The sequence below is a fragment of the Dapis brunnea BLCC-M229 genome, from assembly GCF_050015995.1.
Lineage (GTDB): Bacteria > Cyanobacteriota > Cyanobacteriia > Cyanobacteriales > Microcoleaceae > Trichodesmium.
Genome location: NZ_JBNHEP010000058.1, coordinates 1 through 12843, shown reverse-complemented (window position 1 = coordinate 12843; position 12843 = coordinate 1). Strand labels below are relative to the sequence as shown.

At 33.8% G+C, this 12843-nt stretch carries 6 protein-coding genes and 1 pseudogene; 2 read left to right on the top strand and 5 right to left on the bottom strand.

Going from position 1 to position 12843, the window contains the following annotated elements:
* Positions 1-30: 30 nt before the first annotated feature.
* The 3 genes and pseudogenes from ACP6PM_RS06360 to ACP6PM_RS06350 all read right to left on the bottom strand — a co-directional run.
* A pseudogene (locus ACP6PM_RS06360) lies at positions 31-249 on the bottom strand (Uma2 family endonuclease); the annotation flags it as partial.
* A gap of 500 nt (positions 250-749) precedes the next feature.
* Positions 750-2660, bottom strand: coding sequence for a hypothetical protein (locus ACP6PM_RS06355; RefSeq protein ID WP_426582887.1), 1911 nt, complete (start codon positions 2658-2660; stop codon positions 750-752).
* A gap of 1214 nt (positions 2661-3874) precedes the next feature.
* Positions 3875-4918 carry a Gfo/Idh/MocA family protein gene (locus tag ACP6PM_RS06350; protein ID WP_426582885.1) on the bottom strand — a complete coding sequence of 348 codons (1044 nt, stop codon included), beginning with the start codon at positions 4916-4918 and terminating at the stop codon, positions 3875-3877.
* A 1248-nt stretch (positions 4919-6166) separates the two neighbouring features.
* Here ACP6PM_RS06350 and ACP6PM_RS06345 point away from each other — a divergent pair.
* Positions 6167-6619, top strand: coding sequence for a COP23 domain-containing protein (locus tag ACP6PM_RS06345; RefSeq protein ID WP_426582883.1), 453 nt, complete (start codon positions 6167-6169; stop codon positions 6617-6619).
* A 1276-nt stretch (positions 6620-7895) separates the two neighbouring features.
* On the opposite strand, the gene ACP6PM_RS06340 is transcribed toward ACP6PM_RS06345, so the two are convergent.
* The gene (locus ACP6PM_RS06340) at positions 7896-10574 is read right to left on the bottom strand and encodes an AAA-like domain-containing protein (RefSeq protein WP_426582881.1); all 2679 of its coding nucleotides are present in this window, start codon (positions 10572-10574) and stop codon (positions 7896-7898) included.
* A gap of 422 nt (positions 10575-10996) precedes the next feature.
* Between ACP6PM_RS06340 and ACP6PM_RS06335 the strand changes: the two genes are divergently transcribed.
* Entirely contained in the window at positions 10997-11434 is a 438-nt protein-coding gene (locus ACP6PM_RS06335) for a helix-turn-helix domain-containing protein (protein ID WP_426582879.1), read from the top strand.
* A gap of 1098 nt (positions 11435-12532) precedes the next feature.
* On the opposite strand, the gene ACP6PM_RS06330 is transcribed toward ACP6PM_RS06335, so the two are convergent.
* Positions 12533-12843: HEAT repeat domain-containing protein (locus ACP6PM_RS06330; protein WP_426582877.1), on the bottom strand; the 311-nt coding region annotated here is incomplete at its 5' end.

Genomic DNA, 12843 nt, shown 5'->3' with positions numbered 1-12843 from the left:
TTTTCAAGTTTGACGCGCCAGTAGGTTGGGTTAAGTGACAGCGCAACCCAACTCAATACAATATATTTCATCCACTTGAATATTAATACTCGGAAACCTTTGAATAGATAAATTTTGACCCCGCTGTAATTTTTGCACTTGTTCGTAACGACTGGCAATAAGTTGTCTATATACCTCCACACATTGGTCATTAATATCTACCAACCAAACTTCAATAATATTATCTTCTGTATAGAGAGGAATTTTGACTTCACGGGTAGAATTGCTCTAGCCCCAGAAATATCTATCTTATACCATTTCTCAAAAAGAATGCTACACCCGATCGGGTAGGGAAGTGTGCGGAGTGTGGGACGTGGGGGGGAGGTTAAAAGTAGGAAAAATAATTATTAACCGACTAATAATTGTCAAAAAAAGACTTTAAATCTTAGTAATTATTGAGGTTTTGAAGTATAGCTGAATTATAGCATTACTTTTGGTAATTGGTATTAGGGCTAAAGCCCTACTACAAGCTTTAATTATAACTATTCAACCGGACATAATATTAATTATAATTCTTTTTTTTGGTAATTTTAGTGATTATAGTGTTGGGTTTCGTTCCTCAACCTACTAGCTTGTCTAGCTTTAAAATGTAGGTAAATTTTATAAAATACATACCTATCTCTCCCCCCTTTCCAAGCAGTAGGGGGGATTCGGAGCGTTGGGTTTTACTCACAAATTTAACCTAGACACTCAACCTACCCTATTTATAATTAATCATTCTCTTTACTCCCATCTTCAGCTTTTAACTCCATTACTGTTGTAGGTATAATTTTAGGAATAGTTGATTCAGAATATTTTAAACTAGGTTTAACATAACTATTTTTAACTTCTTCAAGCCAATCAATAATTAAAATTTCTATTTCATCAAAAGTTTGTTTTTCCTGTAATTCTGAGACTAACTTACTGCTAAAGTGTTCTACTAACTGTTGTCTAAGCTTGATACTTACTGGATCTGGTGGTGTATCATTTTGATAGGCTTTTTGGGGAGCTGTAGTAATTGTACTAGATATTTGTGTTACTAAATTATTAACAATTTGATCTGGTAAGCGACGAATAAAAGGTATTTTTTGCAAGCCTCGATATATAGATAACTGCTGCATAGATTTTTCAACTTGATAATGCAAAAAATCTTCAAGGTCTTTATGAATTTCTGGAAGAACTTGACAAGCAGTTACTTGGAATAAACGGTTAATAATTTCTTGAATTTTGCCTGAATCATTTTTTTCTGCATAAACTCGATCGGGCTTACTTTTTGACTCAAAAATAGCTTTTTTTAGAAAACCTTTACTCACATTCTTTTGTAGCTTCTCAATACCTCCACTGACTACAACTTGAGTTATTTCTTTAGCAAAACTACGAATTAACTTGAAGCGAATATCAGTATATAACTGTTCCATGTTTGGTAATTTAACTTTGTCTAAACGAATAAAAGCAGTAATCATTCGTAGTTCAGGTAGCCACGGTTGCAATAAAAAAACATCATACCAACGCTGTTTAATAGCACCCCATAAAGTTAAATTACGACTACGAATAATTACTAAAAGACGTAGTAGAAACTCTATCCAAAATATAGCCATCCAAGGCAAGTCTACTAACCAAAATCTATCTACAAATTTCCCATTTTTATCTAAATTACGGAAGTAATAGGACTGCATCAAAAACTTAATATTTTTATCAAAAAAATCTAACTCTCGTTCCCATTGATATGTTTCTAGATGTTGGCGACTCCAGAATATATTAAATGCTGCTTTTGATGATTTATCTGCCCACAAAATATCTGGTGCTAAATATTGAAGCCAGTTTAATGATTGTAAAAATTGGAGGGTGGGAGTTAAATAAATATCAATATTACTGTCTATAGTCTGGCTATAAATATGTTCCTTAATCTGGTATTTGATTTGAGTTAAAACTATAACTTGATTAACTATCTGGAAATAATAATCTCTATCAATTAATTCGGTACTACTGTTACGCAAATTTTTGAGTAAGGGTTCTATTTCTGCTGCTTCTAGACCTTGTTTTTCCAGCAGTATTCTCAGTTCATTAACTGCGATCATATAATCTTGTGAATCTCGGAATGGCTCTATTCCCTTAATTAAATCGTACCATATTTGAGGTTCATACAATAACATTAAAGGGCGGATTTGTTCATTGAAAAAATCTAACTGACTTTGCCAACTCTGTGCTTCTAAATAATCTTCTTGCCAGAATACTTGTATTGCTTGTGAAAAACTTTCTCTGCCAAGATGAGTCGTAAATCTTTGCTTAATTTTCGCTAAAGCACCATAGTCATCTATGACTCGAAATGGAGGGCGATTAATAAATATTTGGATACTACTAAGCCGCAAATCTTCTAATAAATTTTCTATGTTTGATGAATTTAAACCATTTTCTGCTAATTCTTCTTCTAGCTTATCTACTTTTTGCAGATATTTTTCTTGGGGAGTATCAGTAAGTTTTTGTAAGTTTAAATCTGCTTTCAGATACAGATCGCGAAATTGTATATAGGTAACATCAAATATTACTAAAATTACGTTGGCAAGAATTAGTAATGCCATAATTCGTTCACTTAAGAATAATAAAGGTGAACGGTTAGATTTAGGAAATTTTGGGGATAACATAATTATGTAATTTTGACTGGAAGATTTCCCACTGCTGAACCCCTAATTGAGACGATTGAGGAATATTTCAGAAGGTAGGTAGGGAAGATATACCTGACTCCATTCTTTAATTTGGCACTTGATTTAAAGGTTGTTTTAGGATTTATAATTGAGGAATAAATAAATATTAGAAAGTATAGAAAGACTGACAAACTAATAATCAAATCTTAGACTAAATTATATAAGTAAAAAAAATCTTTTCTACTCAACTTACCTCAACCAATATTATAGGGGCTTTAATATTATAGGACTTAGGGACATCAACCCGGTTTGTACAATAAATTGTTGGTATAAATAATAGACTCTCAATTATAAGTATGATGTGTAAAACCAGCGTTTTGAGGGAGTATTGTTTTTTGTTTATTAAGTAGACCAAGCTAAAAAAAAGACGTTGCATATTTAGTCACAAAATGCTTCAAAAGAATGATATAACTGACTTTTAAGCTAATTTACAATTTGATACATAACGCACAAAATTTACCACGCTCTACTTATTAACTTTTAGATTGCTCAGTTAAAGATTTCATTTCAACTGGTTAGGAATGATATAAATTCTTTGAGAAGAGAATGAAATTAGCTTCTTTTTTTGACTTGTTGGTATTATATCAGACAATCAATTTGTTCTGATGATTCCTTGATATTTATCCAAATTTTTCCAATTATTTAACTTCAGTAGTTAGCCCTAAAATCTCAAACTTATGTATCTCGCCAATTTGAGAAAGCCTATATTTTTAATCCTACAGCAGTACGAGCTAGTATATCTATAAAACTTGTTGGACTCATAATTTCTATAAAGTATTATCCGATCGGTTTTTTATTCCCTCTATTGCCTGTTGCCTGCGCGTTTGCCTCAGCAATGCGCGGGAAAGCATTATAGATTGGAAAAAGTACCTAGAACCAGGTTGATAAATTGCCGATCAAAAAATAATTACCGAATAATTAATAATTATTAATTAAATACCTTGGTTAAAAGCCTCCCACCATAGGGGAAAAAGGGGTCGAGGTATGGCGAGAAAACCTCGCTAGCCTCCAATCGACCAAGAGAAAAGTGCTAGAATATTTTCTTATATTCAATTCCGTTGCGGTTTTAACCAAAGGTAATTATCCATTATCCATTATCCATTAATGAAGAGGTTTTATCCGATACCTAGTTCTAGCACTTAGTTAGAAATTAACTAGACCATTTGTAACGACTTAGCAGTAAATTCTAGTCCCATCCAACTACCTCCATTATTACTAGAATGATTGGCTTTTTCAAGTAGATCTAGAACTAAACCAGCTTCCATTAATGGGAATGGTTCAGTATTTCCAGTATTAATACAATCTAGTAAATTATCAATCAATCCATTAAACCAATTTGCATGACCAGGATCGTCAAAATATGTAGGTACAAAAATATGTTGAACTGGTCGATCTTTCACACTCAAAAATATATCGTTATTCTCGATACTAATTTCCCCTTCTGTGCCCTGAATTCTATAATAAGCTTTTGGTATTGAACCTAAAGAGCTTAAACTAATATTAATTAATTTGCCCTCCCAATCTAAACAAAAAACAGCTAAATCTTCTAGTTGACCCTCTGTTTGATTGAGACTTCTAGTATGGGCAGATATGCGTTGGGGAGAACCACCAAATAAAGTTTGAGCAACAGAAATTGCATCTAAACCATGGTCGATCATAATACCTCCACCAGAGAGTTCTTTATTTTTTCGCCAGTCTGGTTGCCACTGAGGTACGCCAGTTTGAAAACCTGCACCAAATATGTTAAAAGATGCAAATAAAGGTTGCCCTATTTCACCCGAATTGATTAAGTAGGCAGCGTGAACTATTGCTGGAGCAAATTTGTAATTATGACATGGATATAAAATACGTTTTCGTTGATTTGCTATTTCTACTAATTCATAATATTCAGCTTTATTTAAAACTAATGGTTTCTCGCATAAGACGTGCTTATCTGCTGCTAATGCTCGTTTAACATTTTCCATATGAAAAGCATTAGGTAAGCAAATATCAACTATATCTATTTCATCAGAATATTCTTCTAGTAAGTCATCGAATGTCTCATAAACTCGGATGTTTTGGTATTGTCGTAGTGCTGCTGCACGTCTCGCTGTTACAGGATCTACTACTGCTGTGAGATGAATATCAGAACGATCTCTGTAGGCTGGAATATGACCTTTCTCGGCACTAAATCCAAAACCAACAATGGCTACTTTCACAATCTAAAATCCTCTTACTATATAAATTTTTAACATTTTTGTAACAAAAGTTATAACTTTTGTCAAGTCTTTTTTTTTAAGTCCACTCTTAAGTATTTTTCTGATTTTATTTATATATAATTTTTACCCAATTTAACTTAATAATTTAGTAATTATAGCTTAAGTAAGTGAAATTTTCCCTTAATTTGAAAATCAAAACTAAGAAATAGATATTAGTCTTGAAGATTTCTCAGATATATTTAACTGAAATTTAATTCAAGCAAGGATTAAGTATAACTGATTAAATGATTAGTTTATCTTATGCTTATTGAAATTTGATTACCATAAATATAGAAAGTTTAAGTTATTCCTGTACTCAAAGTCAAAAATAGGAAGTCAGAAGTCAGAAGTTTTTTCTATTATAATTTTCGGTTAAGACTTTCTACTTCTAGACTGAGAAATAGGTTTTAAGACCCCAGCTATAAATTGAATTTTATAATTTATTTTAGCGGTTTAAAATTATTGGCGAGTAACAATCTCCCATTAATTTTCACTTCTTACTTTCTTGCGGAATGCGGAGCTAACACACTTCTGATTTCTGACTTCTTTTCTTTTGTATGGCGGTATTCAAGCTTTAATATTTAGTTGATAAACAGTCTCTTAAACTCAACATTGAAAGAATTAATAGTTAACTGATGAGTGATACCAGTTTGAAAAAAAAATGCTACAAAAAGGTGCGTCTGGATCGGAGATAGTCAAAAAGAGCTTCTACAATTTATTTGAGAAAGCTATATTTATCATTTTCCCTTTTTTTCTTCAATATTTATTCCAACTTCAGTCTTCCTTTTTCTCTCTTCCCTACGGACGTTGTATGCAACGTCCCTACCATTTGTAAAAAACATTTATCGCGCTTGGTATAATAAATTTAACCTCAGTATTTCTTTTTTTCTTCTAGATTAAGAGTAGAGAATTAGTAACTCTGTTTGTAGGGCAAGAGTTTTTAGTATAAATTTGATAAGTTGAGAAAAATATTCTCGGTTTACCCTTAACCGAAGTTAAGGTAGATAATAAGTTTGATTAGGGATATAAGCAAGCCAACTAATTAATTAATCGGAAATGATAAATATACAAAAACTATTTACAATCAGAATTTCCAGGATTTCCCAAATATACTTACCTAACTTTTTGCTTAAATTCCATTACTGAGCGTCAAGAAGTATATATAAGTTTATAAAATATCAGTAGTGTTATATATGTAGATTATAGTCCATGAAAATTTTATCATTAACTTCTATTGTTACTGCTACGGTAATTGGATTTTTAAATTTCCCTATCAGTAACCTTTCTGCTAAGGCTCAAACTCCTAATTTTTTCTGCGGTAAAATTGGCGCAACTCCAGCTACAATTGCTAATAAACAAGGCAAGAATATTCCGATTATTCTCTGGGGTGCTAACAATTATTTTGCTCAATCAGGAGAAGATGCTCTTACTAGATGTACTAGAGTATCTGGAATTTTATCTACTCAACAACGAAATGGATATCGAAATATTACTGTTAGTATATCTAAAAACGGACAACCTATTATTTGTGCTGCTATAGGTGGTTCTTGTCGGTTATTATATCAAGTTCCTCGTGGTCAAAATCCTCAACAAGCTCAACAAGAATTATTGAGAAGAGTTGTTAATCCTCAACCAAATTTACCACCTATTACTATTTATTGAATTAAGAATTTAGAATTAAAAAGTATTTTTATTGCTCTGATTATTCGTAATATTCTTTTTTTACGCTTGGTATAAGAAGGAATAAATATTAAAATCAAAGATAAAAATGATATAAATAGCTGTCTAAAATGAGTTTGAGAAGCTATTTTTAAGCATCTATTTCCAGATACAGATATTGACTACTATAATCAAATCCTTGTATTGCAGACATCTTAATACCAATTCCTAAAAGTGATGCTATACTTCTGTAATACCAATTTGATAAATGTTTGCTACAAATATCTAGGAGAATTTTTAGGAGTCAGCAGTCAGAAGTTAGGAGTCAGAATGAATGGTATTGAAACCATTTTTTAGTTCGTAAATCATCTTTTTTATCAAAGGGCTATTTGCTGTAAAATCTTTTTATCGCCCTTACTATTCGTAACATTCTTTTTAAAAATTTTATATAGCCATCCTAAATGATTTGTGAAAATTTTTATAACAGTTAATATTAACGGAAAACCTTGAAAATTCTGAATCCTGACTCCTGACTCCTAACTACCACCAAAATATTACAACTGAAATAGGATTGCTATAACACTTCAGTTATTAAGTAATTAAAACTAGCCTAATAACATTTTTGCTAATTATTCGGGATTTATAGATTGTTTGCAAAAGAAATATAAAAAGGAGATAGGGAACAGGGAATAAGGATGAGGAAATCAAGACAACTATTTGTCACTTAAAAATCTAGGAATATATGTGCCAAACACCTCTATGTCTAACAGATTTCAATGCCTTGAAGTACTACTGCTTTGAGACTTTACTTATTATTTACTATCTTAATAAGTAGTCGTGCTTTTAGGAATTTCCTAATTGAGAGAGGGAACACTTAACTGGAAACAGGCAATAGGGAGAAAGAATTGATAATTTATGGATAATATTGGAGATGTAGAATAAAATGTGTAATTAGGGTTTGCGCTCAAAAGTCTTTTTTTAAGGAGTAGGGAAGCGGGGAGAGTAGGGGAGTAGGGGAGTAATTTTTTTGTCTCAACTCTTGCCCAAAATACTAACTTTTTGAGCAATAAATAGCTGAAAACTAGGTACTTTTTTAAGACCTAAAAAAGCTCAAACCTTTATATGTAAATGCTTTTAAATTTAATCAGCAAGCCCTAATTAATTTTGCATAAGCACTTACTTACTTTGACAAACAGTCTCTTAATATCAATTATTATTTTGTTTACTATTCCCCGACTCCCGACTCCCCGACTCCCCGACTCCCCGACTCCCCGACTCCCTACTCCCTAATGTTCTGACAAAATTCTCCTACTCTCATAAAATAGTTTGGTCTTTCTGCTAAAAATCTACAACCTTTACTCAAAAGTTGATCTAAATCTTCCACAGACCTTAACCAAAGTTGACCATTACTATCAGCTACAGCAATTTTTTTTCCATCTGAACTAAAGGCTATATCAATCACATTTTCGGAAAATTCAAATTGGCTAATCTGTCGCCCCGATAAATTCCAAAGTCGCACAATACTATCAATTCCAACAGTAGCTATTAACTCTCCGTCAGGACTAAAATTAACTAGCTTAGTATCTAAATGTAAACTTTGAAAATTATTTACTAATCTACCTGTATAAATCTGCCACAATTCTACTACTCCATTTGATGTTGCGGTTAGTAATGTCTGAGGTTTATTGATGCTAAAGTTCATACTAATAGCTTCCACATCTAGGGTTTTGAATTTATTGTCAGATATATTCCACAACCTAATAGTAGATTTGCCATCTAATGTTGCTAGAAAATTTCCATTAGGACTAAAACGAACACTTCTAATCAAACCATTATCATTCAAAATTTCATTAGAGGATATAGTTATGGGCGATGATGATAGGTTCCAAATTTGCACAGGAAGATCTATGCCAGCAGTTGCCAAATATTTACCATCAACACTAAAGCTAATACTATTAACTTCGGTTTGAGATATTTCTAATACATATAATTTTTTCCCTAAAGTTTTTTCCAATAGACTCCATATTTTTACCGTACCGTTACTACCAGCAGTTGCTAAATATTTACCATCAGGATGAAAAATTAGACTATTAACTGATTTTTGTTCTGTTTGCCACTCTGTAATTTTTTTGCCTGACAAATTCCAAATAATTACTTTCCCATCTACTCCTGCTGAAGCTAAAAATTTTCGATTCCGGCTAAATTTTACACTGGTAACTGCACCCTGATGACCTTGCAGAATAATTTTTCTTTTCTGAAGTACACTATCTTTAAATTGTTCTTGTTCGTCAAGTTTATCGAGAATCATTTGTAAAGCTAATATTGGTCGAGTCGCAGGATATTCTGCTAGAGGAGTATTGTTATTTACTAAAGATTTTAATCTTTGTCCGGCAGATATAGCTTTGGGTAAAGCTTCTAACAATGCCTGATTTGTTGCCGACTTTTTGATGGCTAATAACAAAGCATCAGTGCCAGTTTGTTCAATTTCTCTACTAGATTGTGCTAGTTTAAATCTTTGATGAGCTAATAGTGAAAAACCTATTGAGAAAATTAAAGATATCCCGAAAATAGTCGAACCTATTTTAATCCAACGTTTAGCTTTTTGTTGTGCTTTGACTACTTCCGCTTGAGCTTTTTGAGTTTCTATTTTTGTTAATTCTAAAGCTTCTGTCTGAGCATCTAATACTAATTTTTGGCTAGTAGTCAAAAATTGGAAATCTTGATTCCTTAAACTTTTTCCTGCTGCCCAAACTAAAGCAGATTGTAAATTTTTACCTTGCAATAAATAGGATTTATCTTCACAATTAGAACTGAACCATGCTTTGATTGCTTCCGAATATGGAGGCAATTTTTCCAATTCTTCAAGAATCATGTCTTGATGAAAAACTTCAGCATATATTGGATTAGCAACTATTAACTTACTATCTCGTTTAGCTACTAATCCAGATAACCTAAGTTCCATCTGTTCGGGACTACCATCTGCTACTATTCCATTCAAATTATTCTGTAAAGTTTCCTGATATAATCCCAATCTTCTGACTATTCGTTCATCCTTTCTCAAAATTCGATCGCGAATAGTCTTCAAATGTTCTGGCACATCCTGTGTTTCCCAATTATCAAGAATTTTCGACCTCACAATTCCTGCTACTCCCTCTACAGAATTAACTATTAACTCTCCATTTTCAATTAATAGTTTACAAACCTTTTGAGTTAAAAATGGTTGCCCTCCAGTCCAACCTAAAACCTCTTTTAAAACTGCTTCTGGTTCTTGACAAATTCCGACTAATCCATCCATCAATGGTAAAGCTTCATCTAATTGAAAACCAGTCAGTTCAATCGCTCTTCCAATATTAAAAGGTGTACTACTTTTATCCTGACATAAATCTTGAGGCGTACTAACTCCTAACAAAGCAAAAGTTAGACGATTATACTCTTGATTATTAGCACGTTTGTTGTAACAAGCGCGGATAAAACCTAAAAAATCATCCACGGTAAAATCTAAAGCCAGAATACTATCAATTTCATCAATAAAAATCACAATATTGCGATTAATTTGTGCCAGTAATACCGTTTCAATAAACTCACTTAATCTTTGCACAGGAGCCAAATAATCTCTTTCCCGCCACCAAGTACGAATATTCACATATTCTGATAGATTAAAATTATTTTCTAATATCCGCAGAATACCCGCATACCACTGTTCAGGAGTTACCCCTCGATTACCAATTTCTGAAATATCGATCGCCACACAATAAATACCCTCTTCTTGTAATCTTTGAATTGTCATAACTTGCAAACTAGACTTTCCCATTTGACGAGAATTAAGAACATAACAAAACTCACCAGCTTTAAGACCTTCATAGAAATCTTCATCTGCTCGTCGCTTAACATAATTAGGTGCATTTCTAGGAAGACAACCACCGACTTGATAATAAGATTTTTGAGTTGAAGTATTCATAGTAAAGAGGTATTTCTCAGATAGTCGAAAGGAGCGATCGTTTTTTTCTGCTCGACTAAATTTATAGGTAAATTTCTCTATAAAGATTTGATTAGCATAATTATAGCTAACATTTGTAAAGATTCGGTAAAGATTTTGTCAACTGAATATAAATAAGCCGATAAATTAAACTGAATTCTAAATATTAAACTTAATGTATTTACACAGATGTGATAAGGTGTTATAGTATAAACATCTAAACCATAAAACCGTAAACAACATTACTGCAGATAAGAAATAATCTTAAGTTGTAACGGTTGATTGGGACTTTACAGGGTCATCTACATTGAGGAAAGCGATCGCTAGTGCTAGCGAAACTTAGTCTTATTGCTTTCCAGAGTTGAACTATTTATATTTCATACCCCTGATTAAAGTAGAAAAAGATGCCTAAAAAAGCCTATCTCAAATCCCACCTGAGCGAAGCAGAAATCAAAACTCGCTATCTCCAAATTAGAGATAGAGTCGAATCTCGACGCTGGCACCTGCTCTGGTTAGTGTCTCAAAAGTGGACTATCAAAGAAGCAGCTCAAGCTTTGGGTCTTAACTATGATTATGCCAAGGATATAGTAAAAAGTTACAATCAAAAAGGACCGGATGCAATTTTAAATCGACGGAAAACCCGGAAATTTTACCCTTCTCATGCTTTACTGACTCCAGAACAACAAGAACAATTACGCATAGCACTAAAAAGTCCACCTCAAGACCAAGCCACATGGACTGGGCCAAAAGTGGCAGAATGGATTGCTAGGACTATTGGACGCGATCGCGTTTCCCCCCAGCGTGGTTGGGAATATATGAAAAAATGTAGTTCAACTGTCTGATATAGCTTTAAGCATTCAGCATTCAGCTATCAGCTTTTACTACTGTAGGTTGGGTAGAGCGATAGCGAAACCCAACGGGAGCAATTTTGTTGTTGGGTTTCCTTTGTTAACCTAACCTACTAGCGTGTCAAACTTGAAAATGTGAGGCGTAAAAACCTAACCCCCCAACCCCCTTCCCTGCTAGCGTTGGGGGGAATTTCACCCCTCTCAAAAGCAGGAGAGGGGTTGGGGGAGAGGTCTTCGCTCGTTGCTCGCTCCTAACCCACAATTTTAGTCTAGACACGCTACTACAAAACTTACTCGCATTTGAGTTATGACGCACCGTTAAGATAATGGTGCGTTACGTTCTGCTTTTCAATCTAATCAGGACTTACGCATAACCACCATATCTAGTAGGAGCAATTCGCGAATCGCCACTACAGATGGTGTATAATTTGATATTTTGCGTAAGTCCTGCTAATGAGCATTCCTATTTTCTAATCTCTGCAATTTCTTTTTTGCCCACTCCCGCAGTTGTTCGTCTGGGTCGTTTGCTGCTCTGTCTTGTATAGCGCTACTTGAATCGGGAATAGGGAATAGGGAATAGTAAAGTGTCAAAGGGTTTCAGGATGTATAAATGTCCTAACCTTAATGCGTAGCGCTATAATAGTGGAATGGTTTGCGGATGGTCTGGGTAATATTTGACTATTGCTTCTAGAACTTTGGTTAAGTTTAGGAGTAGGGTGTGTTTTTGCTAATGAAAAGCGTCAGCACAACACACCTCAATAAAATGTAATACAACATAAGACCTCTTGCAAAAGTTTTAATTATATCAATTCAAGATCTAAAATCAACAATTTCATCTCCCTCCATACCTATTCCCTATTCCCTATTCCCTGACTTCTGCAAGAAGTCTATACTATACTATGTACTATTGGACAATAGATGAATAAAACATCAATTTATGGAAAAGAGAGCGAGAGTAGCGATCGCTACTCATGTAGGTTTGGTTGTAGCTTGCTTCTGCGTAGCGGTACGACAGTGAAACCCAACAGGTACAAGAATATGTTGGGTTACCCTGCGGGATCTTGCTACGTACCTCAACCCAATCTACAAAACTTAATCCGCTTCATCCGTATATCCGTGCCATAATCCGTGTGAGCGCTGCAATTTCTCTTTTGCCCACTCCCGTAGTTGTTCGTCTGGGTCGTTTTCTGCTCTGTCTTGTAATAGTGGGAGAGTTTGCGGATGGTCTGGATATTGTTTGACTATTGCTTCTAGTGCAACTTGTCGAGGGTTGTCTTGATACTTATATTCACGTTGAAAGGGGTCATTGAGGGCGGTGTGATAAAACAATTCAAACATTCCCGGTTCATTTTTCCAACCAGTAGCTATTTGTCGCACCGCTTCAAGTCGCACATCCGAATCTT

Excerpts from the sequence above, each read along its gene's own strand:
- ACP6PM_RS06355 (WP_426582887.1), bottom strand. The coding sequence starts at position 2,660 with ATGTTATCCCCAAAATTTCCTAAATCTAACCGTTCACCTTTATTATTC.
- ACP6PM_RS06345 (WP_426582883.1), top strand. The coding sequence starts at position 6,167 with ATGAAAATTTTATCATTAACTTCTATTGTTACTGCTACGGTAATTGGA.
- ACP6PM_RS06340 (WP_426582881.1), bottom strand. The coding sequence starts at position 10,574 with ATGAATACTTCAACTCAAAAATCTTATTATCAAGTCGGTGGTTGTCTT.
- ACP6PM_RS06335 (WP_426582879.1), top strand. The coding sequence starts at position 10,997 with ATGCCTAAAAAAGCCTATCTCAAATCCCACCTGAGCGAAGCAGAAATC.